23 protein-coding genes and 1 rRNA gene are annotated in these 24,523 nt (G+C 39.0%); 22 read left to right on the forward strand and 2 right to left on the reverse strand.

Translation table 11 applies throughout. The features are described from left to right. The 6 genes from HN459_07370 to HN459_07395 form a co-directional block, all read left to right on the forward strand. The coding region (locus HN459_07370) for a hypothetical protein (GenBank protein MBT3479265.1) at nucleotides 1-148 on the forward strand (148 nt) is incomplete at its 5' end. Then, nucleotides 145-1,368: a molybdopterin molybdotransferase MoeA gene (locus HN459_07375; protein ID MBT3479266.1), complete on the forward strand. Its 1,224-nt coding sequence runs from the start codon at nucleotides 145-147 to the stop codon at nucleotides 1,366-1,368. The genes HN459_07370 and HN459_07375, both read left to right, overlap by 4 nt. Beyond that, entirely contained in the window at nucleotides 1,365-1,607 is a 243-nt protein-coding gene (locus HN459_07380) for a MoaD/ThiS family protein (protein MBT3479267.1), read from the forward strand. The genes HN459_07375 and HN459_07380 overlap by 4 nt, the downstream gene beginning before the upstream one ends. Then, complete coding sequence (locus HN459_07385; GenBank protein MBT3479268.1) at nucleotides 1,608-2,021, forward strand: molybdenum cofactor biosynthesis protein MoaE; 414 nt, start codon at nucleotides 1,608-1,610, stop codon at nucleotides 2,019-2,021. 30 nt (nucleotides 2,022-2,051) lie between these two features. Further along, nucleotides 2,052-3,464: a DASS family sodium-coupled anion symporter gene (locus tag HN459_07390; protein MBT3479269.1), complete on the forward strand. Its 1,413-nt coding sequence runs from the start codon at nucleotides 2,052-2,054 to the stop codon at nucleotides 3,462-3,464. 23 nt (nucleotides 3,465-3,487) lie between these two features. Further along, complete coding sequence (locus HN459_07395; GenBank protein ID MBT3479270.1) at nucleotides 3,488-4,372, forward strand: universal stress protein; 885 nt, start codon at nucleotides 3,488-3,490, stop codon at nucleotides 4,370-4,372. 4 nt (nucleotides 4,373-4,376) lie between these two features. On the opposite strand, the gene HN459_07400 is transcribed toward HN459_07395, so the two are convergent. Next, nucleotides 4,377-5,387: an adenosine deaminase gene (locus HN459_07400; protein ID MBT3479271.1), complete on the reverse strand. Its 1,011-nt coding sequence runs from the start codon at nucleotides 5,385-5,387 to the stop codon at nucleotides 4,377-4,379. Nucleotides 5,388-5,586: 199 nt separating this feature from the next. Between HN459_07400 and HN459_07405 the strand changes: the two genes are divergently transcribed. Then, nucleotides 5,587-7,164 carry an FMN-binding glutamate synthase family protein gene (locus HN459_07405; GenBank protein MBT3479272.1) on the forward strand — a complete coding sequence of 526 codons (1,578 nt, stop codon included), beginning with the start codon at nucleotides 5,587-5,589 and terminating at the stop codon, nucleotides 7,162-7,164. A gap of 88 nt (nucleotides 7,165-7,252) precedes the next feature. Further along, nucleotides 7,253-8,032, forward strand: a complete 780-nt coding sequence (locus tag HN459_07410; protein ID MBT3479273.1) for a hypothetical protein — start codon at nucleotides 7,253-7,255, stop codon at nucleotides 8,030-8,032. 265 nt (nucleotides 8,033-8,297) lie between these two features. On the opposite strand, the gene HN459_07415 is transcribed toward HN459_07410, so the two are convergent. After that, a complete protein-coding gene (locus HN459_07415) occupies nucleotides 8,298-8,492 on the reverse strand; it encodes a hypothetical protein (GenBank protein ID MBT3479274.1) in 195 nt (64 codons plus the stop codon). A 121-nt stretch (nucleotides 8,493-8,613) separates the two neighbouring features. On the opposite strand from HN459_07415, the gene HN459_07420 reads away from it, so the two are divergent. The 14 genes from HN459_07420 to HN459_07485 all read left to right on the forward strand — a co-directional run. Then, nucleotides 8,614-8,979: a transcriptional repressor gene (locus HN459_07420; GenBank protein MBT3479275.1), complete on the forward strand. Its 366-nt coding sequence runs from the start codon at nucleotides 8,614-8,616 to the stop codon at nucleotides 8,977-8,979. A 16-nt stretch (nucleotides 8,980-8,995) separates the two neighbouring features. Next, a complete protein-coding gene (locus tag HN459_07425; GenBank protein MBT3479276.1) occupies nucleotides 8,996-9,619 on the forward strand; it encodes a peroxiredoxin in 624 nt (207 codons plus the stop codon). Between the two features lie 110 nt (nucleotides 9,620-9,729). Further along, a complete protein-coding gene (locus HN459_07430; protein ID MBT3479277.1) occupies nucleotides 9,730-12,018 on the forward strand; it encodes an RND family transporter in 2,289 nt (762 codons plus the stop codon). A 67-nt stretch (nucleotides 12,019-12,085) separates the two neighbouring features. Then, complete coding sequence (locus tag HN459_07435) at nucleotides 12,086-15,016, forward strand: M1 family metallopeptidase (GenBank protein ID MBT3479278.1); 2,931 nt, start codon at nucleotides 12,086-12,088, stop codon at nucleotides 15,014-15,016. Between the two features lie 94 nt (nucleotides 15,017-15,110). Then, complete coding sequence (locus HN459_07440) at nucleotides 15,111-15,542, forward strand: hypothetical protein (GenBank protein ID MBT3479279.1); 432 nt, start codon at nucleotides 15,111-15,113, stop codon at nucleotides 15,540-15,542. Nucleotide 15,543: 1 nt separating this feature from the next. Further along, entirely contained in the window at nucleotides 15,544-15,957 is a 414-nt protein-coding gene (locus tag HN459_07445; protein ID MBT3479280.1) for a vitamin K epoxide reductase family protein, read from the forward strand. 104 nt (nucleotides 15,958-16,061) lie between these two features. Further along, a complete protein-coding gene (locus HN459_07450; protein MBT3479281.1) occupies nucleotides 16,062-16,256 on the forward strand; it encodes a hypothetical protein in 195 nt (64 codons plus the stop codon). After that, nucleotides 16,253-18,094 carry a sodium:proton exchanger gene (locus HN459_07455; protein MBT3479282.1) on the forward strand — a complete coding sequence of 614 codons (1,842 nt, stop codon included), beginning with the start codon at nucleotides 16,253-16,255 and terminating at the stop codon, nucleotides 18,092-18,094. Before HN459_07450 ends, HN459_07455 begins: the two co-directional genes overlap by 4 nt. Nucleotides 18,095-18,307: 213 nt before the next feature. Further along, nucleotides 18,308-18,901 (forward strand): hypothetical protein, encoded by a 594-nt coding sequence (locus tag HN459_07460; protein ID MBT3479283.1) that lies wholly within the window; start codon nucleotides 18,308-18,310, stop codon nucleotides 18,899-18,901. A gap of 81 nt (nucleotides 18,902-18,982) precedes the next feature. Further along, the gene (tig, locus tag HN459_07465; GenBank protein MBT3479284.1) at nucleotides 18,983-20,275 is read left to right on the forward strand and encodes a trigger factor; all 1,293 of its coding nucleotides are present in this window, start codon (nucleotides 18,983-18,985) and stop codon (nucleotides 20,273-20,275) included. A 2-nt stretch (nucleotides 20,276-20,277) separates the two neighbouring features. Next, nucleotides 20,278-20,880: an ATP-dependent Clp endopeptidase proteolytic subunit ClpP gene (gene clpP, locus HN459_07470; protein ID MBT3479285.1), complete on the forward strand. Its 603-nt coding sequence runs from the start codon at nucleotides 20,278-20,280 to the stop codon at nucleotides 20,878-20,880. Beyond that, the gene (clpX, locus tag HN459_07475; protein MBT3479286.1) at nucleotides 20,880-22,010 is read left to right on the forward strand and encodes an ATP-dependent Clp protease ATP-binding subunit ClpX; all 1,131 of its coding nucleotides are present in this window, start codon (nucleotides 20,880-20,882) and stop codon (nucleotides 22,008-22,010) included. The genes clpP and clpX overlap by 1 nt, the downstream gene beginning before the upstream one ends. Before the next feature lie 50 nt (nucleotides 22,011-22,060). Further along, nucleotides 22,061-23,143: a hypothetical protein gene (locus HN459_07480; protein ID MBT3479287.1), complete on the forward strand. Its 1,083-nt coding sequence runs from the start codon at nucleotides 22,061-22,063 to the stop codon at nucleotides 23,141-23,143. A gap of 172 nt (nucleotides 23,144-23,315) precedes the next feature. Then, nucleotides 23,316-24,523: ribosomal RNA gene (locus HN459_07485) — 16S ribosomal RNA — on the forward strand; the annotation flags it as partial.

Raw genomic sequence — 24,523 nt, forward strand, 5'->3', positions numbered from 1 at the left:
TATTTTGCCATTAGCAGTTGCAGTGCTAATGGGTGGATTGGGTGGGTCTTATTTAGGTGCGGTCAAATTCGAAGCGAAAACAATTCAAAAAGTCATGGGTAGCGTTATCATCATAGCCATCCTATCTTTAATAAAAGGAATTTTATGATACCATTACAAGAAGCAAAATCAATCGTTACAAATCACATTTTCTCGATGGAAACAGAATCCGTTTCATTATCTGAAACGGGAAATCGCATACTTGCGCAAGATATTGTAGCCACATTTCCGTCACCACAATTTGATAATTCAGCCATGGATGGGTTTGCCGTTTTATCCAGCGATACAAAGGATGCTACGCCAGAAAACCCAGTCATATTAAAGTTAGTTGGGGTCAGTTCTGCGGGCACTCCAAGTGATATTCAATTAAAAGAAGGAGAATGCATTCAATGTATGACTGGCGCAAAAATCCCCAATGGTGCCGATGCCATCATCATGGTGGAAGATAGCAGTGGATTTTCTGACGCTGAATCTGTCCAAATTAGGATTGAAGCTTCGCCAGGAAAACACATTCGAAAAATGGGAGAAGAAATTAAAGAAGGAGAAATTCTAATTGAAAAAGGAGTGCGAATTTCCCCCAATGAAATTGGGACAATGGCCACCTTTGGATATGGGAAAATTGAAGTTGCGAGAAAACCAAAGATTGCGATTTTTGGCACGGGAGATGAATTGATAGAACCGGGGAATAAATTAAAAGAAGGACAGATTTATAATTCAAATTTATATGTGTTTTCCGAATTGGTAGAAAAAGCCGGCGGTGAAATCGTCATGCGTAATGTGATCAAAGATGATAAAGATTCCTTGAGAACATTTTTATCCGAAGCGCTGAAAACCTGTGATATCATTATTTCTTCTGGTGGCGTGTCTATGGGGCGATATGATTATGCTCGAGATGTTTTTATGGAATTAGGCGTAGTAGAAGATTTCTGGAAAGTAGCACAAAAACCAGGTAAACCACTCTTTTTTGGAACTGGAAATTCCACATTAATTTTTGGACTTCCGGGGAATCCTATTTCATCCTATATCGGATTTATGGAATGGGTTTGGCCCGTGATTGAAACCATCATGGGAAAAAAAGAATCGAAAAAAGTAACCGCGATTTTGAAAAAAACATTTCCGCGAGAAAAAGTAAAATATCGATTCTTATTTGGCAAAGCTTGGATTGAAAATGGACAATTGGTCTGTGAACCATCTGCAAAAGTGGGGTCTCACATGTTATCATCGTCGCTGGAAGCCAACTGTATTCTTGAATCTGAACCGGGAAATGGGCATTTGAAAGTAGGTGAAAAAATCACTATCAATATTTTACCATGGAAAAGATTGAAATGATTATAACGATAAAATGTTTTTCCTTTGTGCGCTATGCCTTGGATCAAAAGAAATTGGTATTAGATTTAGAGGATGGGACCACAACTGAATCCTTAGAAAAAATAGTTCGAGAAATGGCCAATGGAAAACTCGACGATATTATCTTAAGAACAGCTGTGAATCAATCTTATACCATTCAATCAGTTGAATTGAAAGATGGCGATGAGGTTGTTTTTATTCCTCCGGTTCAAGGAGGTTAAATGGTCATTGTCGAAATCAATTATGGACAGATTCTCCCTTTTCCATCGGAAGATAATAGGAAGCAAGATGGTGCAGAATTTGTATTTAATGGCCGCGTTCGAGCGACAGAACATGGAGAAGAAATCACAGCCCTTGAATATGAACAGTATGAAGGTATGGCTGAGGCAGAGCTCACTTCATTGGCGAATGAAGTTTGTAAAAAGCATCCAATTCATGATTTATTTTGTCGACATCGGATTGGTCGAGTGGAAGTGGGTGAAGCCAGTCTACATATATCCATTTGGTCCAAACATCGCCGAGAAGGGTTAAATGCCATAGATTTTTTCATTACTGAACTAAAAAAACGAGTTCCTATTTGGAAATGGGCCATATTAAACGATGGATCGAGAATCCCGAGTAAATGTGACCACTGACCATTCATTAATGCTAAATTACCTTCTTAAATGTTAGGCTTTTCACACCGATCTCTGACTAATTTCCTTTTTTGGGTCACCCAAAAAAAATGGTTTCTCATTACAATGGCCATTGGTGCAATCCTTCTCCTCCTACCTACACCAGAAGGTCTGTCGATTGAAGGATACCGCACAATCATTATTGTAATAACAGCATTGATGTTGATCATTACAGAGCCGATTCCCTTACCTGCAATTGCTATGTATATCCTTGTTTCAGAAGTGTATTTTGGAATTGGTTCTGCCAATGCCATTGCAAAATCTTTTATGAATGATGCTGTCTTCTTTATCATGGGCTCCCTTATGTTGGCTGTGGCCATTGTAAAACAGGGTTGGGATAACCGCATTGCTTTAGGTATCATTAAGTTAACAGGGAATAAAACGGGAAATATCGTTTTTGGATTTACAGCTATTTCGGCCCTTTTAGCTTCATTCATTGGTGAGCATACAGTGGCGGCAATTATGCTACCCATTGGGATGACTTTAATCCATTACACTTCTGAGCATAAACATAAGGTCCAAAATCTTTCCGCGGTTATTTTATTTTCAATTGCTTATGGGTGCCTCGTGGGATCCATCGGTACTCCTTCCGGTGGTGGCAGAAATGTAATAATGATTGATTATCTCCGCGATGCAAATATGTCCATCTCTTATCTAGATTGGATGGTGCGCGTCTACCCCTTGGTATTAATTCAAATCCCCATTGTTTCATGGGTACTTTTAAAAACCTTTAAACCGGAATTCTCTCAATTGGATACTGGTATAAGAAAATTGGTTGTTCATGTAGCAAAATCAGCAGAAATGACCGGTCGGAATACAGTAGCAGCTTTTATATTTTTAATGGTTTTTGCAGGATGGGTTGTTCTGAGTGAATCCGTTGGCCTTGGCACAATTGCACTTACGGGCGTTTTGTTATATCTTGTGGCAGGTTTTGTCCGATGGGAAGATTTGAATAGGAATACCCATTGGGGCGTTATCATTTTGTTTGGTTCCACCATATCGCTGGGGTCAAATATAAAATCGACTGGCGCAGCTGTTTGGCTGGCAAGTTCGATTGTTGATTTTATCGGACCGATTATTAATTCAATGCCATTTGTAGCTGATACTATTGTAATAATAATGACAACAACCTTGGCCAATGTGCTCTCAAGTTCTGCCACCGTTGCGGTGTTGGGACCAATTACGATGAATTTGGGAAGCGATACTTTACATATGGGATTGGTTACAGCCATCGCATCAGCATTTGGATATTTCACTGCAGTGGCAGCGCCCGCGTGTACAATCGTGTATTCCAGTGGAATGGTAAAAGCGAAAGATTTTCTAAAAGTCGGTTGGAAAATGGGATTAGTTTCCATTATTCTACTAGTTATTTATGCCAATACATATTGGCTGTTTTTCGGGTAAAATGGAATTAATATTGGATTAATATGAAAATTTTAATTGCAGTAAGTAGCAAGGAATATTCAGGACCTACATTGAGTGCTGGGATGAAAATCGCCCATGCATTCAATGCTTCTACAACAATTGTAGATGTAGGAGAAAAGGTAAGTGAATTCTCAACCAAAGTAGTTGGGCTTGCACAGGAAAGAATGGAATCTTGGAATTTTGACCGTCCTGGTGTTGATGTGCTGGAATGGGCATTCTCTTATTTGGCGGAAAAAGAATTTATCCAACAAAAGGAAATTGAAGCGGGATTTCCTAAGAATATGCTGGTAGAAACAAGTGGAAGTAGATCAGAAGTTTATTTGAAAGGAACACTTTGTGACAATGTAAACTTGATTTTGAGAAATGGAGACATTATTGCCGAACTCAGGGACGAAGTCGAAACTGGGAATTATGATGTTACAATTATGGGCGGAAGTGGAAAACGCAGGATGGCCCATGACCTAGTTCAATATATTGACAGTTCAATATTTGTTGTGAACCAATATAATCCAAATCAGGATTACCGACTCCTTTTGGCGGTGGATGATTCACCTGGTACCCGCCGGGCGGTAAAGTATGGCATTCGTGTTGCGCAGGCATTCAATATTGGTGTTGATATTTTGACAATCAGTAAAACGAATAATTTTGGCGATGGATATCAAGCAGCCGCGGAGCGGGCAGCTAAATTTATGAGACGCAGTGGAATTGAAGCAAAAAATGTATTTAAAACTGGCGACCCTTCCCAAATTATTGTGGATGTGGCTGGTAATAATCATATTATCGTTATGGGCTCTTCCAGGCGTAATCCTATCAAAAAATTCTTTCAAGGAAGTAAACCATTAACAGTGATGGAGAATTGTAAATGCCCAATTCTAATTGTTAAATAATGGTTCAATTATTTAAATAATAAAAGTCAATTTCTTGAATCATTTCATCCTTTTTGGGTTGGGAAAGAAGGCTCGCCTTAAAACCGTTTTTCGCCAGTTCGGTAATTTGTTTTTTGGATAGGTCTAACGCTTTAGCAATTCCAATATAATTTTCATTCATGTAGCCACCAAAGTAGGCCGGATCATCTGAATTAATGGTAACCATTAATCCTGCATCCATTAGTTTAACCAAAGGATGATCCTTTAAATCTTCCACAACTTTTAAGGCAAGATTAGATAAGGGGCACACAGTTAAGGGTGTTTGTTTTTCTGCAAGGTGTTTAATTAATTGATCATCATCAAGGGATCGATTGCCGTGATCAATTCTAGAAACCTTCAGCAAATTAATGGCTTCCCAAATATATTCAGATGGACCTTCTTCACCTGCATGAGCTACCGTTAAAAATCCGTCATCTCTTGCTTTTTCAAATACACGTTCGAATTTTGATGGCGGATTTTCCATTTCAGATGAATCCAATCCTACGCCGATAATCCATTCTTTATAAGGTAATGCTTGTTCTAGTGTATCAAAAGCTGATGATTCATCAAGGTGGCGTAAAAAACACATAATTATTTGGGAAGTGATTCCCAACTTTTCTTTACCGTCTTCCAATGCGCTGTGGATTCCTTGGATGACCGTATCAAAAGGTATGCCCCGATCTGTGTGTGTTTGGGGATCGAAAAATATTTCGGTATGAATCAGGTTTTGTTCATGAACTTTAGTGAGATAAGCCCAAGTTAAATCGTAAAAATCTTGAACATGTAGAAGCACACTTGCCCCTGCATAATATATATCCAGGAATTCCTGGAGATTATTAAAGTTGTATGCTTTTTTGAGTTCATCAACCGAATTATAACTAATGGGAATATTATTTCGGTGTGCAATTTCGAACATAAGTTCAGGTTCAAATGTACCTTCGATGTGCAAATGAAGTTCTGCTTTGGGTATGCCTTCAATAAACTTTTCTATAGTCATTTTACCAGTCATGGGAGAATCCTCGAAATATTTTGTTCAGAAGCGAGTGTTAAAATTGAAAGAACATCTTGAAAATCTAATTTATATGTATATGATTGAACAAGATATATCCTTCTAATAAAAAATATTGGAAATTGAAATTTTCATTTCCTAATCGTAACATCAAATAAGAATTTGAATTGAATAAAGAGGAATACTAATGTTTCAAAATTTAGCGCTCAACATTCTGTTGACTGTATTTATCGTTGTAATCACCGTACCACCCATTTTATTTATTTATTTGTATATCAAAGATAGACTCCAAAGTCAGCATTCTATTCTACGAAATTTCCCATTATTAGGTCGTATTCGTTATATCTTTGAAATGATGGGCCCTGAGATGCGCCAGTATATGTTTGATAGCGATACCGAGGGGCGTCCTTTCAGCCGTACTGATTTTACAAATATTGTGGTCGCTGGAAAGTATATGAAAACACTCATCGCCTTTGGGTCTAAACGCGATTTCAATCAATCGGGATGGTATTTAAAAAACGATATGTTTCCAAAACTCTCTGAAGAAATGAATGTAGTTTGCGAACCCAAAATAAAAACAAGTCGATATATGGGGACAGAAGGATTGTTTTCAAGGAAAGAACAATTAGAGGAAATTGAAATTCAACCTTGGAGATTGACGGATGAGGATGCCATTGTTATTGGTCCAAATTGCAAAGTTCCATGGCGCGTTCATGGACCCGTTGGAATGTCAGCAATGAGTTTTGGTGCATTGGGTGAAAATGCCATTAGTGCCATTAGTCTAGGTTTAGGAAAAGCCACGGGATCATGGGTACATACGGGTGAAGGTGGATTGGCAAAATATCATACAATAGGTGGCGGTGATGTGATTATGCAGATTGGCCCTGGATTGTTTGGCGTTCGTACTGAGGATGGCGAATTCAATCCTGAAAAGTTCAAGGAGAAAGCTGCTAATCCGCAAGTGAGAATGTTCGAAATTAAAATGGCGCAAGGGGCTAAGATTCGCGGTGGTCATGTAGAAGGGAGTAAGGTCAATCCCGAGATAGCAGAAATTCGAGGTGTAAAACCATGGAAGAATGTGGACTCGCCCAACCGTCATCGGCAATTCAATGATACAAAAACATTATTTGATTTTATTGATGAACTAAGGGATTTGGGTGGGAAACCTATAGGCATTAAAGTGGTTATGGGTGGTCCTGATTCTGGGGATGAACTTTGCCGCGTTATGGCAGAAACGGGCCGAGGTCCTGATGCAATCATAGTGGATGGAGGAGAGGGCGGTTCTGGTGCAACTTATCAAGAAATGGCCGACACCATGGGACTTCCCATAAAATCGGGATTAATCTACATGGACAATGCTTTGCGTAAATATGGCGTGCGAGATCGCGTAAAAGTTTTTGCCTCGGGTAAATTATTCAGTCCCGATAAAATTGCCATAGCCATGGGCATGGGGGCAGACTTGGTTAATATTGCCCGAGGAATGATGATCTCAGTGGGCTGTATTGGCGCCCAAAAATGCCATACCAATAAATGTCCTGTAGGTGTGGCTACCACCGATCGCGATCACCAGAAAGCATTGGTCGTGGATGAAAAGCAGTGGCGTGTATTGAATTACGTTATAACGATTCGAAATGGACTAAACTCATTGGCCGCTGCTTCGGGATTGAATAATTATACTCAATTCAAACGAGAACACGTCATGTATAAAGATGATTACGGTCGTGTAAAATCATTGGCGGAATTATTTCCGTATCCCAATGCTTAATGCATCGTCCAGCTTGAAAAAATAGTTATACCCATCGTAACTTTGTAAGATTCGCAACCCAATATTTTTACATAATTAGGAGGAATTGATGGAATTCATTACACCCATTTTTAAATGGTTACATATAATCGCAGGTGTTCTCTGGATCGGCTTGCTTTATTTTTTCAACTGGATCAATGGTCATGTTGTCGCAACGATGGATGCTGACACCAAGAAAAAGGTGATACCGGAAATTATGCCAAGAACCTTATACTTTTTTAGATGGGGTGCTGCATGGACATGGATTACTGGATTGGTATTAATGCTACTCATCTTTTGGATGAGCCTAAACGATTCTATGTTTAGGGAATTAGGTGTTGGTGAATCAGCCAGTAAATTTAAACATTTAGCATATTTGTTACCATTTTTGATGGTGTTTGTGTATGACGCCTTTTATAAAAGTCCATTAGCAAAAAATACGCGCGTAGCAACAATCATTAGCTTTTTTGGTATTGCTGGTGTTTTAGGATTCTTGATCTTTGTCGCTGAAATGGTTGATTACAGAGCCTATAATATCCATGTTGGCGCCATGTTTGGTTCGATGATGGCCTTCAATGTTTGGTTCAGAATTTGGCCCGCACAGCAGCGAATAATTGCAGCAATTAAAAATGGTGAAGCGCCCGATCCTGCTGATGCTGGGATGGCAGGCCTACGATCAAAACATAATACATATATGTCTGTTCCTTTAATTTGGACTATGATAAATGAACATACGGTTGGTGTATCTCATTATTTAGAAGGATATGGTGTCTTATTGGTAATGATCGTTTTTGGTTGGCATCTCGTTTTCCAGATTTACAAAAAATCTGCCAAAGTACAGGGCTTCTAAAAATTAAAATCAGTCTATAGAAAAAGCCCTATGGGAAACCGTGGGGCTTTTTTATTTTCTACTCATGACCGGACAAAAAGAAAAACGGAATAAATTAGAACGGTGGCTGGATAAGCATAACCATACAATGGAAATGCTGCGAACATTAATTGCAATCCTTGTGCTCGTTTTACAAATTTATATTTTAATGAATATTATAAAATAAAAACCCCCGTTCAAAAATTATTTAAACGGGGGTTTAATTCATTGATTTTTGCAGTTTAGCTTAAACGTTGCAGCTCATATCTTGCCCACAGCACATGGGGGACTTAATCATGCCGCATCCATCTGGACATTTAGCCACGCCAACTTTGGTACCGTCATCCTTCGTGATGTGATCATGTACCAGTTCTTTTCCACATTTTGCACAATTCATACCAGTAACACCCATACCGCAATGTTCGCATGTAAATTCAGCCATAATATTATTCCTTTAATTAGTTGAGAAAAATCCTGACTGAAATTTACATTACTTTTTATTTTTTATTTAAATAGAATTAAACAATAATAGGAACTATTCCTATTTAGCGCTATTTTAAAACATGCGATTTAGTCGTCAAAGAGAAGCTATCCGAGAAATTGTTTATAAAACAAATTCTCACCCTATCGCAGATTGGATTTTTCACAGAGTCAAGAAAGAAATCCAAAATATTAGTTTGGGTACGGTGTATCGAAATCTGAAACAATTGGAGGATGATGGCGCAGTGCGTGTAATCTATGATGGCAACATTGCACGGTACGATTGGAATACAGATCATCACGATCATCTCAAATGCAAGGTTTGCGGTGATTTAATTGATGTGCAATTAATAGATAAGGATATCCGATCAAATGTTAAAAAGAAATTCAAATTTGCAGTTGATGAAGTGGAGATGACTATCATTGGCACATGTAATAAACACAAATAATAATGGAGAAATAATCATGAGTGTACTCGTAGGAAAACAAGCACCGGATTTTACAACACAGGCTGTATTGCCAGATGATACTATCGTTGGCGATTACAACTTTTCAAAAACTAGAGATGGCAAATATGCTGTCGTTTTCTTTTATCCATTGGACTTCACATTTGTATGTCCATCGGAATTAATTGCTATGGATCACCGTATGGATAAGCTCACTGAACTCGGTGTAGAAGTGGTGGGCGTGTCCATCGACTCTCACCATACACACTTTGCTTGGCGGAATACTGAAATTAATAAAGGTGGTGTTGGCCAATTGAAATATACTTTAGCTGCTGACATGGATCATTCCATTTCCCAAGCTTACGGTATTCAAACTGACGGTGGTGATTCTTATTACCCCGGCGGTGTTGCCATGCGTGCTACATTCGTAATTGACCAAAATGGTGTTGTCCGTCATCAAATAGTGAATGATGAACCATTGGGTCGGAACATGGATGAAGTGGTTCGCATCGTTGAAGCACTTCAATTTTTTGAAGCCAATGGCCAAGTTTGTGCCGCCGGCTGGCAGAAAGGTGATTCTGGCATGGAAACATCAGCCGCAGGCGTTGCTCAATACTTAAGCGAAAATGCTGATAATCTTTAAATAGATTTTCGTCCTTAATTAAAAAAGCCTCTTCAAATCTTTGGAGGGGCTTTTTTAATGGACATCTAGCCCATAAATTTGCGACCCATTCTCACCACTTTTATTTCAAAATGCTAAAAGCTACCCAAAAACTCATTCATAAACTTTTGGACCATCCAAAATACACTTTATCATTTTTGGCTATGATTACGTTAATCCTAGGAAGTTATCTCCCTGGATTGAAAATGGATTTCACTATTGAGCAACTTTTCAGTCAAGATGATCCAGTTATCGATCGCTTTATGACATTTCGCGAAGAATTTGCCGGTGTGGATAACGTTATCTTTTTGATCTATGAATCTGATGATCCTTTTTCCCACAATAATCTCATTAAAAATAAGGCATTAACAGAACGTCTTGAAGAAATTGAAGGAGTAGAATCGGCCACAAGCCTGACCAATATTGAATTATTTACTGAAGGCGGTGATTACTTACTTCAGCCTGTTTATGATGAAATTCCTATATCAACCGATTCACTACTTTCAGCTAAAAACAGAATCATGTCTTCAGAATTGGTAAAAAATTATATTATTTCTGAAGATGGAAAAGTGGCCGCAATCCTAGTTGAAGTGGATAGGGATTATAACGAACATAAAGGCCGCGAGCGTATCCTTAAGGAAATTGATCAAAATCAAAGTGGGGTGGATTGGGAGTGGCACCAAGCGGGCTTGCCTGTTATTCGGACACGGTATGTTCAATATATGATTGCCGACAATATAAAATTTCTATGTCCTGTTTTATTTATGCTGATTATTCTCTTATTTTTCCTTTTCAGATCATGGATTGGACTTCTGCTACCTTTGACTGTAGTTGGGTTAACCATCATTTGGACCATTGGAATCATGACTGCCTTCGGGGTAACAGTAAACATTATTTCTTATATGATTCCCACCTTACTCATGATTATTGGAATAAGCGATTCAGTACATTTTTTGGTGAAATATTTTCATACACTTAAGGCTGTGGGCCACCGGCGTGAAGCGTTATTTCAAACGGTGAAAAAAATTGGTACTGCCATTTTACTCACCAGTTTAACGACGGCTATAGGTTTTGGTGCTTTATCCTTTGTAAATATAGAAATTGTAAAAGAGTTTGGTATTTTTACTGCCATCGGCGTTCTTTTCGCTTTTATTATTACAGTTCTATTTATTCCATCGATGCTCATGATTTTGGAGCGCACTCCCGAATCCAAATTGGATGCTTACTCTAAGGGATTTCGGATGAGAATCATTAACAAGATTATTCTATTTGTCCGCGCTTACCCGAAACGAATTATTTATGTTGGGTTGTTAATTTGTGTAATTGGCATTTTTGGTGCTGTACAGATGAATCCTCATTCCAAACTATTAGAAGACTTGAGACCTGGAAATCAGCTTTTGGATGATATGCATTTTTCCGAAGAAAGAATGGGTGCCGTCCTTCCCGTAGAGGTCATTATTCAAATTGATGAGGTTGGTCCCTACGAGGATATTCAGGATGTTGAAGTACTAACATTCATGGATGAGTTATCCCAATATTTAAGCACGATTCCTGAAGTGGGGAAGGTCATTTCTGTCTCCGATTATATGAAAGAAATTCACCGCGCCATGAATGATGGTGATCCTTCATTTTATAAAATACCCGAATCCCGCAATATGATTTCCCAATATATGCTATTGTATGAAAGTGAATTCGAATCACTCATGAACGTGGATTATACAAAACTCCGAATTGCTGTTCAGATTAAAGATATAGATTCACGCCGTAGCGCTGAAATGGAAAAAGAGATTAATGAATTTATTTTATCAGTTGTACCAAACGGATTAACTGTGGAAGTCACAGGAACTGCATTTCTTGCACTGCGCACAAACAATTATCTCGTTTACAACCTTGCGGGGAGTTTCCTCATTGCCTTTGGCGTCATTACACTACTCATGGTTTTTCTATTTCGAAGTGTAAAAATGGCTCTTATTTCTATTTTACCCAATATTATTCCCATGATGATTATGGCGGCAGTTCTAGGCTTTTTTCAAATTCCTTTACGGCCCAGTACAGCTATGACATTCGCTATAGCATTTGGAATTGCGGTGGATGATACACTGCATTATTTGACGAGATACAGAATGGAATTATCGGAAGCAGACTGCCATTATCGTCAAGCTAATGATGCAACATTAATGAGTACGGGCATTGCAATGATGTCCACCACGGCCATTTTGGTCTCTGGATTTTTAGTTCTTCTCGTTTCGGAATTCACACCCACAATCCAGTTTGGTGCACTTTCGGCCATAACCATTCTATCGGCCCTAGTGGGAGATCTTACGTTTCTCCCTGCATTACTCAGCCAGGTGAAGCCGCGGATAAAGGGCATAAAAGACTGACCACTTTTTCCCTATCCCATTATCTAATTAGGCAAGTAATTTCTTATTCTATCAAACGGAGAATTTCATGCGACGGATACTTATTTCCAGGATATTCATATCCATATTTTTCATTTCAATTATATCAGCCCAAGAATCTGACTATTTTCAGCAGGTCGTGGATTATGACATTGAGGTAACCCTCAATGATAAAGATCATACTTTATCCGCTTATGAAAAGTTGAATTATTTAAATAATTCTCCTGACACTTTATCTTTTATCTGGTTTCACATTTGGCCCAATGCTTATAAAAATGATTCAACTGCCTTTGCGAAACAGAAAGGAAGCGAGTCAAAATTTGCCCGAGCAGATTCTGCCAAAAGGGGATTTATAGACAGTCTGGACTTTTCCGTTGATGGAAAAAAAGTCAATTGGGAATCCCATCCCGAATGGATTGATGTGGTGAAAATAAAACTGAATACACCCTTAAATCCTGGTGAATCCGTCCAAATTGAAACACCTTTTTTTGTAAAAATTCCGAATCAATTTTCTCGATTGGGTCATACTGGCCAGCATTATGAAATAACACAATGGTATCCGAAACCGGCAGTGTATGACCACAAGGGATGGCACCCAATGCCCTATTTAAATATGGGAGAATTTTATAGTGAGTTTGGTTCCTTTGATGTAAAAATCACATTGCCAAAAGATTATCGAATCATGGCCACAGGGGATATGATTAATGGTGAAGCAGAATATAAATGGTTGGATTCATTAACAACTGTTACCGATTCGATACATAGTTTACCAGAGGAAGATTTTGAGAAATGGACTACATCTAAAATTGAAGGGGAGATGAAAGAAGAGAAGTCCGATACGTTAAATGTTGGAATGAAGACACTCCATTTTCACCAAGAGAAAGTTCATGATTTTGCATGGTTTGCCGATAAGAAGTGGCTCGTCCAAAAAGGAGAATTGTCATTAACTGATTCAACGCATGCAGTAACTCTTTGGTCTTTTTATCTTCCAAAAAATGCTGAACAGTGGCGGAACTCAATCGAGTATCTCCATGACTCGGGCTATTGGTACAGTCGCTATTATGGTGACTATCCTTATAATCACATCACCGCTGTGGATGGCGATATGTCTGCTGGCGGTGGAATGGAATATCCAAATATTACTGTTATCGCATCCATGCCCAGCAAACACATGTTAGAAATGGTCATCATGCACGAAGTGGGACACAATTGGTTTTATGGCATCCTCGGGAGTAATGAACGGTATCACACTTGGATGGATGAAGGATTTAATGAATATACTTGTATCCGATATTGGCAGGATAAATATGCCGATCAGAATGAACGCTTTGTCATTAGTGAATTGGTCCAAGATAAATTGGGAATTGCGAAGAATTTAAAATTTAGTTTTTTCGAATATTTCTCTTATGCCATGTCAGCAAAAAGTCCTGATGCACAACCACTGAACCTCAAAGCAGATGAATATAAAGGAGGCAATTATGGATTGAATTATAACAAGACCTCCGTTTTTACCCGTTTTCTTCAGCATTATTTGGGTGAGGAAAAAATGGATGAAATTATGCAGAACTATTATGAAACTTGGAAATTCAGACATCCCTATCCTGAAGATGTTCGTGTTATTTTTGAAAAGCATACGGATAAAGATTTAAGTTGGTATTTTGATGGTGTTTTCAATACAACCGATTACCTTGACTTTTCAATCCAGAAAAAGAGAAATCGCTTTATAATCTCTAATAATGGTAATTTGAAAACACCAGTAGAAGTTGTCTTTTTCGGCAATAATCACAAAGTATTGGAACGGCGCTGGATAGAGGGATTTGAGTGGCGTACAACCTTCGATGGCCCAAATGGAACATGGTATGCCATCATTGATCCAGATGAACATATGCCCGATGTGAATCGCACCAATAATTCTACTCGGAAGGAAGTTCATTTTAACTGGATATGGGATCAGCCAACTTTTTATGATCATGATATAAATTATGCGCCATGGTTGTTCAGTTATAATTATTTTAATGGATGGACGCCGGGATTGATACTTTATAAAGGATTCATTTTTGGATATGATAAAATCTCCACCATTCGACCCATGTTGGATATGAAAAATGGTAAGTTGGTGGGAAAGTTTTCTATTAATAAAAAATATGACCCTAACGAAATATTTAAGAAATCAGGATTGAAATTAAAAGCTTCCCAGTTTGAAGGTCGTACAGGGGTTGAAATAGATTTTAATGGGTCTTTTGGAAAGAACGAATCGAAAAGTAAAATTTCGGCCGTTATTAATTTTGCACAATTGGACAGCAATGCATTTGATTCGGACATTTATACGTTTGGAAATCATGGCACAGCATCAATCAAATATAGTTTATCCAGGAAATTGGATGGTATCCTGAAACAGTCCAACTTCGACATTGGTGTTCAAGCAGGAGAAGGGTTCTCTTCTGCCTGGACAGAAGTCAACTTGAAATTAAAATTCTCAAAAAAGCATGGTACGGATATCCGATTTTGGGCCGGATCATTCTTGAATGATAAAAATGTACCCAACCAATATCGTACCTATTTGAGTGGTGGTGTAGACCCGAATTTTACATCGGTGGTTTTTGATCGAACCGGTCAGTCGGGTATAACTGTTTTAAATAGACAATATATCCAACATGGTCCTGCTTTAAGAGGATTGGTCAAGGATAATTCAGTCCATGTTAATAGAAACAATCATATTTATGGTTTAACGCATTCTTCAACCGGATTTTCGTGGGGTGTGAATATTTCTCCAAATATCCCTCTTTTTATTGACATTGCAGGGGGCGATGATTACATGGACACATTTACAGCAGTTGGACTCAAATTTGGTCCAATCATATTACCACTATACCAAAGTTGGGAATCAGATCAAAAAACCGCCAAAGATTGGAATTGGGTAAAAGATCGTATGCGCATAACCTTTAGTTTAGAAGGATTAAATATTCCATTCCCATTCTAAAAATTTCAAATCGAGTTCTTTACCTGTGGTAAAAAAGGATTAAATTCTCCTTGATTTTCGCGTCATATTATTAAGATTTGAGGAAAAAATAATTATGTCTAAATGGACTAAAAATCGATTTGTAGAAGATTTACGGAATAATTGCTCACGGGAGATTGCAAAAATTTGTGAACGAATTATTGAATTTTCTGAAACACATGCCAGTGAAATGTCTTGGGGGCGCGGTGACGGTCATGGCACTTTTACATTTCGTTGTGACTCAGATTTTGGTATGCTTCCCATCTTTCATATGACATCCGATGGTCACATCAATTTGCAGGTAAATTTTCTTCGTGAAAAGGAATTGCCCAAGCAGGTTTTGCGTGACATGATTGTCAAAATGGAATCTAACTTTTTACGTGATTATGATGCAGAGTCTTATCCAGTTGATACCTATGAAGAGATGGAATACATGTTTCACACTTACTCACAAGTAGATAAGTTTTTAAGTACAGTTGAAGGCGTTGTTTATCGCTTAAAGCAGTAGCTTGAACGCAACGCTTTATTATTTCAGCGCCCTGTTGGCATTTGTCAGCGGGGCGTTTTCTTTATATTTCTATTGGGTGTACCGTGGATGGATTTCTAATCAACAATGGTGGGTTCCTCGTTTTTGTGAATTGGATTCAGGGAAATGTACATCCATTGTAGATTCTAAATATGGTCGAATAATTGGTGCCTCGAATGCGTTGGTGGGTGCGATTTTTATGATGGGATATACTTTTGCACTATTAGGTGTCCCATTAGATTTGGTAGATAAAAGTATACCATTATATATGGGGTTCTTTTTCATCATTATTGGATTGTATTTAATTTATGGTTTATTCCGATTGAAAGTCGCCTGCCCGATTTGTCTCACGGTTCATGTTTTGAATGTGCTTATTATTTTCCTTCAAATCGTTTAATAATACATTCTTTATAATCAATCCATTCCAGAGTCGGACAAGCAGAATGCTTGTGGAATAAATCAATTGAATCCTAAAACCGCTTGATATGAGTAAATTCTTTTATGGGTGCATCACTTTTTCTTCTTTTTTTGCTAATCGCTATTTTCATAGGTGTTGCTGCTTTGATCGCCAGATCCAACCGATCGGAAGATGCATACAATGATCTTGAAACAGATGAATGGGATTGCCCCGAATGTGGCTTCCACGTTCAGGTTGGGGATACCTGTATTTACTGCAGCGCAAGGAAATCATCATGAATGATCCTGCTTTTACCATTGCTTTAGCCTTAGCCCTCGGGATGATTGCTCAATCGGCCGCCCGCCATATTAAAATTCCGGGTATTGTATTGTTGCTTGCCGGCGGTGTTCTAGCCGGTCCCGATGGTCTAAATATGATTCGTCCAGAAACACTCGGTGAAGCGTTACCGATTATTGTGGGATTTGCTGTAGCTATCATTTTGTTTGAAGGTGGCATGAATCTCCGTTTTGATCGTTTGAAACGTGAAGGGAAAACTATAAAGTCACTCATATCTGTGGGTGCAATTATTACAGCAATTGGCGGCACTCTATCGGCAAAATTATTTTTAGGATGGGATTGGAGTACCTCTGTTTTATTTGGATTGCTGGTGATAGTTACAGGGCCTACCGTAATTAATCCTCTGTTGCGACGGATAAAATTGCGTCAATCTGTGGCAACATTGTTAGAAGCGGAAGGCATCCTTTTAGATGCTATCGGCGCCATCATTGCAGTGGTTGCTTTAGAAGTAGTCTTAAGTCCATCTGGATTCACATTCTTAGCAAGTCCCTTCATTATCTTAGGGCGTCTATTTGTTGGTGGACTTATTGGAATAATTGGTGGTTTCATTATTGCCTGGCTTTTGGGGATTCGAAATCTTGTGCCTGAAGGGTTAGAAAATGTATTTACACTTTCACTAGTTTTTGCCCTATTTCAAATTTCAAATGTATTGAGCCATGAAAGTGGTATTGTTGCTGTAACCATTGCAGGAATGGTAGTGGGCAATCGTAAAACACTTGTCACCCGAGAATTGATGGAATTCAAAGAACAGATGACCGTCATGCTGATTGGGATGTTATTTGTATTACTCGCAGCGGATGTTCGGATGTTCGATGTGTACTCATTGGGCATGGGTGGACTATATACTGTATTGGCATTGGTCTTTATTGTAAGGCCATTAAATATCATTTTTGGAACAATTAATTCTGATTTAACAATCAAACAAAAAGCACTTTTGGCATGGATTGCTCCCAGAGGAATTGTGGCAGCTGCCGTGGCATCTTATTTTGCAATTGAACTTGAAAAGAATGGAGTGGATGGTTCCCAATTAAGGGCGATGATATTTTTACTAATTGCAGTAACTGTACTTTCTGCTGGATTGACCGGTGGCTTGGCTGCTCAATTATTAGGATTAAAAAGAAAAAGTGAAAATGGATGGATTATTTTGGGGGCCAATGCGGTTGCTCGTGCATTGGCCAGGTTGCTTCAATCGGAAAATGAAGAAATTGTATTAATTGATGAAAACCCCAGCCTGTGTCGTTTGGCCGAAAAAGAAAATTTAAGAGTCATTTATGGTAATGGGATGGAAGAAAGTGTACTCTTAAGAGCCGCTGTTGATCTTCGGAAAGGAGCTATTGGTTTATCTGAGAATGAAGAAGTTAATATGCTGTTTGCCAATCGAGCCAAAGAAGTGGGAAAAGTCTCTAGGATTTATGTGGGTCTAAAAAGGGATGATGAAGGAATTACATCAGAAATGGTTAATGAAATTGGGGGAAGAATACCATTTGCCCGTGCAATGGATTTGGAAAAATGGGCCGTATGGGTACGGAAAGAACAAACTGAAAAAATAAAATTAACATGCAATTCCGAAGTCGAAATAGCAGCAGATAAATATTTTGGTAAATCAGCAGTAGGATTACTGATTCCATTAATTTCCCAACACCAAAAGTCAGTAGTTCCTGTCGGCCATAATACAATCCTTAAAAAAGGCGATATAGTCACCTGCCTTGTGCTTAAACAAAAAACAGAACAGTTTAATGATTGGATGTTAAAAAGCCCTTTTACAAAAAAGGCGAATTAGAAGTGAATTATGTGTTTCTGATTTACAATGACCAATATTTATTTTTCTGTATGGACAGGACTAAGAAGGGTCATGAAATTAATAAAGGGCGTGACAGCTTCTTAATTCCGAGCCAAGAAACCTTAGCTATTTAGATTCGAATATATTGTAGTTTTTCCAATGACTCGTTTCCCTATTTATGAACCAATGACAGTTTTTACGGATTTATTAATTATGATATTCGGCATCTGGTTTGCCCGTGAAATTCAAATGTGGTTCAATGTTCGACTCATGGAAGTCCATTGGCATTTCGCGAACTATTTTTATTTGATCGCCTTCACTGCATTCTTCGGCGCCATTTATCACACGATTTATCCTGAGAACGAAACTATTCGAGATTTTGTTTGGAAACTCACCATGCTGGGAATTGGTTTCTCAGTTTTTGCAATGCTCATGGGGACACTTTACTATTTTTTACCCTTTGATTCAGTGCAGTATGGGAAGTGGGGCATTACAGCAGTGATTTTTCTTTTTACTATTTGGATCTACTTTGATCACGATTTAATGAATGCGATAAAATTATATATTCCTAGTGTCATATTTGTAATGGGCGTTATGCTGTACGGCTGGTTAGGTAAGGGCGATAATGGGGCGTTATGGATCTTTGTGGGATTCTTTGTTACACTTTTGGGCTCATCTTTTACCGTTACAAAATATGGCTTCCATAAGCACTTTAATTCCAATGATATTTTTCACATCATCCAAATTGGCGGTATGTATTTAATCTATCGCGGTACCATGTTTATAACAAACTTTAGTGGTAAATAGTTGAATATTAATCCAGCAAAAATGACACTTTGAAATGAAAATTAAAGGGTAAATTCCCGCTCAATTTTTCAAGGAAATATCGTGAATATCGAACTCAAAGAAATCAATACTTTCGCCCGTGAGGTTATCATTGAAATGTCATGGGATGAAATCGAAAAGGATTTCGAACAAGCAATTAAGAAATTTTCAAAACGTATAAAACTACCTGGCTTCCGTCCTGGGAAAGTGCCACGTAAAGTATTGATGAACCAGTTTCAGCCCTCCATCGAAGCTGATTTTGTTGAAAATTCTGTCAATACATATTATTTAAAAGCATTAAAAGAGAATGAAATTAATCCTGTGAATATGGGCAGTGTCAGCGATGTGCATTTTCATCATGGGGAACATTTCAAATTTAAAGTTGCTTTTGAAATTGAGCCTGAAGTAATTATTCCAAAACTGAAGAAAAAAAGCCTTAAGGTTGAAAAATCGGTTTATATCACTGACAATGAGGATATTGATCTTGCTATCGATGAAGTTCGCCAGGGACACGCAGAAGTCCAAACCGTAGAGGATGGTGCAAAGATAGACGATTTTGTTATTTGTGACCTTCAGGAAATAGATGAATCGGGCATTGCAATAATTGGTAAAAAATTAGAAACTCGTTATATAAAGGTAGGCCAATCCCCCTTTGACGGAGATAATGAGAAGAAACTGACAGGTGTAAAGCCAGGTGAAACGACTCGAGTTTCTGTACCCATGGATGAACAAGGAACATTGGGAACATTTGAATTATCTGTTAAAAATGTAGAGCGACAAGTCTTACCAGAGGTTGATGAAGATTATATTAAAATGGCAGATCCTGAAGCAAAAGATGTGGATGACTATCGCGGCCGTATCAAAGACCGTTTGGAAAAAGCATACGCCAGTAGAGCAGATGAAGCATTAGATCAGCAGTTATCCGATGCCATGATTAAACATGTGAATCCGGAATTTCCACCATCAATGGCCGAATCATACTTAGGCCATATGGTAGAGGATGTTATAAAAAATAATCCTGGGAAAGTGGATAAAGAAAAAGTAATAGAAATGTATAAACCGGTAGCGGAGCGCAACCTTCAATGGTATTTAATTCGAAATGCGATCATTGCCGAACAGAAATTTGAAGTGTCTAAAGATGATGTAAAATCTGAAATCGACCAACGCAAAGAAACCAATCCAGAGCATACTTCGGAGTTAGATAAATATTTCAAAAAGCCAAGCAATCGTCAACGTTTAGAAGATGATTTAATGGAAAAGAAAATCTTGGCTTATTTACAGGAATTTGCGAAAATCAAAGAGGTTAAAGTGAAGACAAAAGACCTCCGTAACCAATCTGAGACAAAAGCGAAGTAATTATGAATAAAGATTCCATGAACCAATTGATTCCTATGGTGGTAGAGCAAACGGGCCGTTTCGAACGGGCCTATGATATCTATTCCCGATTATTGAAAGAACGTATTGTATTTTTAGGTACACCCATCGATGATAACGTGGCCTCAGTCATTATAGCTCAACTTCTTTTTCTAGAAGCTGAAAATAGTGAAAAGGATATTTATCTCTATATTAATTCACCCGGCGGCATCATTACCTCGGGAATGGGAATTTATGATACCATGAATTATATTAAACCTGATGTGGCCACAATCTGTATGGGGCAAGCTGCCAGCATGGGAGCATTCCTTTTGGCTGGTGGTAAAAAGGGAAAGCGGTCTGCTTTGCCAAATGCACGTATCATGATCCACCAACCGTTAGGCGGCGCTGAGGGACAAGCCTCGGATATTAAAATTCAGGCAGATGAAATCCTTAGATTAAAGAATACTCTCAATAAAATTTTAGCCAAGAATACAAAGCAGACTCTCAAAAAGATTAATAGTGATACGGACCGAAATTTTTTCATGAGTTCTGCGGAAGCTAAAAAATACGGTTTGATTGATACGATTCTATCCGAAAGAAAATAATGGGAGCGATGCGCATATCTACGCCCGTGGGTTCTGGTACCAAAGAAACTGGTGAACCTGGACCAAAACTCCACCGTCCTTCAGAAATAAAAGCTTACTTAGATCAATATGTCATTGGTCAGGACAAAGCTAAGCGCACTGTCGCTGTTGCAGTTTACAATCATTATAAACGGATTCTTTCTGATCAATCAGAAGATGATGTAGAACTGGATAAAAGTAATATTCTGGTTATAGGCCCAACCGGGACGGGAAAAACTTTGATTGCTGAAACATTGGCCAAGTTTTTAGCTGTACCCTTTGCCATTGCTGATGCCACAACTTTAACAGAAGCAGGATATGTTGGCGAGGATGTAGAGAATATTCTGGTTCGTTTACTTCAGATCGCAAACTATGATATTTATAAAGCCCAAGCTGGGATCATATATATTGATGAAATTGATAAAGTGGGACGTAAAAGTTCCAGTCCTTCCATTACCCGCGATGTTTCTGGGGAAGGTGTGCAGCAGGCACTTTTAAAAATATTAGAAGGAACCATTGCCCAAATACCACCCAAAGGTGGGCGGAAACACCCTGAGCAAAGCCTCATTCCTATCGACACAAAAAATATCCTATTTATTTGCGGTGGATCATTCAATGGCCTTTCGGAAATTATTAGCCAACGTATTAATTCAACAGAAATCGGGTTTGCAAAATCGTTAGCTAAAACAGAAAAAGAAGATGAAATTCTAAAGGAGGTCCTCCCGGAAGATCTTGTTAAATATGGTTTTATTCCGGAATTGATTGGTCGGTTGCCGGTTGAAACAACGCTTGAAAATTTGGATGAAGAAGCTTTAATGCGGGTATTGATTGAACCAAAAAATTCCTTGATTAAACAGTATAAAAAATTATTCCGAATGGAAGGCATTGATTTGGAGTTTCGAAAAGAAGCGTTAGAAGAGATTGTTGAATTGGCGATTGAACGTAAATCTGGAGCCAGAGCCCTCCGGTCAGTCATGGAAAAGTCTATGCTGGATTTGATGTTTCATCTCCCCGAATATTCTGAAGATCGCGTGATCCGAATTACAATTACAAAAGAATTTGTTCTCCGGGATAAAAAGCCCCTAATGCGCCGACACCGCCGCTCCGCTTAGTCTTTAACTTTCCCCTTTTTCTCCTTTATATTAGCCTCCGGTTCCGAGGTATGAAAACTACATTACAATCCAAATCCACTATATTGTATTTGGCCATATTTTATATGGTGGTTAGTTTTTCATGGGCGCAGAAGCAATATGTTAGCCCTGAGGATATAAAATCGGAATGGCGAGGTTATACATCATTTCAGCGGCAGGAATTGGTGAACTTTGCTAATTTTTTATATGATGAGGGATTTTACGAGCGCGCTCTTTTAAGTTATTTCCAATATTTGTACCGATATCCAAAAGATGAATTGGAAATGGCTGCCTATTTTCAAATTGGGAAATGTTACGAATCATTGGAGAATTGGGATTTAGCAAAAAATTATTACAATAGAATCCTTCATGAAAATGAATCAGAATCGGTTGCAGTCAATGCGGCTCAATATCAACTTCTTTATATTTCACTTATAAATGAAGATTATCAGGGAGTTTTAGATACCACTGAAAATGCAGATGATCCCTATGATTTAATTTTCCGAGCTTATGCCCATTTTGAATTATTGGAGTGGACTAAGTCAAGACAATCATTTAAGGCAGCAGAAGCCATCTTCAGGCTTAGTCATTATTCTAAACAAATTAGACCGTGGTATAAGGCAATTAAAACAGCAGAAAATGCACCACTAAAACAAAAGACACCAGCATTATTGTCGTCCCTTGCTCCAGGGGGAGGGTTTGTGTATTTGAAACAAACTGAAAATGCAGTCGGATCAATCAGTGCATCATTATTATTATATACGGCAATGTTTTCAATGCCGGCCATAGTCCAAAAAGGTGGATTGTCAATTACGGGAAATCGTCAAAATATTGTGCCTCTTTCTGGTGATTTGGTTACAAAAAATGGTTTGTTTCATTCATCTGCAGGATATCGAATTCCTGAGAATGTAAATTTGAGATCTAGTCGCGGGACAGCTTTGATTCCGCCGGCTCTAATCGCAATAGGTCTTTATGCCGGAAGCATGTGGAAATCGGTCCACGATATTGATATCTCAAACCGGAAGCTTATAAGGCGGTACACAGGACGGGTAACGACTAAATTACCTATTGAGAGATTCATGGATTACAATGTGCCGGATTTTATAATAAAATAAATTGATTATTTTGTAAAAATGTATTGCAGAAATTATTAAGTATGTAGTATTATTGCCGGCTGTCTAAGACAGCATTATTTGATATTTGAAAATTTGGTATGCGTGGTCCAATTAATTGGATTTGAGAGTCGCCCCTAACGGGGTGACAAAGACAGTACAGAATCAAACATACAATGGAGAGTTTGATCCTGGCTCAGGACGAACGCTGGCGGCGTGCTTAACACATGCAAGTCAAGGAGAACGTTCCCTTCGGGGAATTATTAAACTGGCGAACGGGTGAGTAACTCGTAGGCAACCTGCCTTGGAGATTGGGATAACCCCGGGAAACCGGGACTAATACCGAATAATGCAGCGACTTCTTCGGAAGATGCTGTTAAAGCGGGCTTCGGCTCGCACTTCAAGATGGGCCTGCGCCCGATTAGCTAGTTGGTAAGGTAACGGCTTACCAAGGCTATGATCGGTAGCTGGTCTGAGAGGATGATCAGCCACACTGGGATTGAGATACGGCCCAGACTCCTACGGGAGGCAGCAGTGGGGAATTTTGCGCAATGGACGAAAGTCTGACGCAGCAACGCCGCGTGATTGATGAAGCTTTTAGGAGTGTAAAGATCTGTCGTGAGGGAAGAAAAATCTGGATGTAAATAATGTTCAGACTTGACGGTACCTCACAAGAAAGCACCGGCTAACTTCGTGCCAGCAGCCGCGGTAATACGAGGGGTGCTAGCGTTGTCCGGAATTACTGGGCGTAAAGGGTCCGTAGGCGTCTTGCCAAGTTGATCGTTAAAGCCATCGGCTCAACCGATGATCTGCGATCAAAACTGGTAAGATAGAATATGTGAGAGGAATGTGGAATTCCTGGTGTAGCGGTGACATGCGTAGATATCAGGAGGAACACCAATGGCGAAGGCAGCATTCTGGCACAATATTGACGCTGAGGGACGAAAGCGTGGGGAGCGAACAGGATTAGATACCCTGGTAGTCCACGCCGTAAACGATGAGTACTTGGTGGTGGGGGATTCGACCCCTTCACTATCGGAGCTAACGCGTTAAGTACTCCGCCTGGGGACTACGGCCGCAAGGCTGAAACTCAAAGGAATTGACGGGGACCCGCACAAGCGGTGGAACATGTGGTTTAATTCGATGCAACGCGAAGAACCTTACCTGGGTTTGACATATTTATGAAAGCTCTGTGAAAGCAGAGTCTTCTGCGAGCTTGCTCAAAGACATAATTACAGGTGATGCATGGCTGTCGTCAGCTCGTGTCGTGAGATGTTGGGTTAAGTCCCGCAACGAGCGCAACCCCTATCCTTAGTTGCCAGCACATTATGGTGGGGACTCTAAGGAGACTGCCCGGGATAACCGGGAGGAAGGTGGGGATGA

Source organism: Candidatus Neomarinimicrobiota bacterium, assembly GCA_018647265.1.
In the GTDB taxonomy this organism is placed as follows: domain Bacteria; phylum Fidelibacterota; class Marinisomatia; order Marinisomatales; family TCS55; genus TCS55.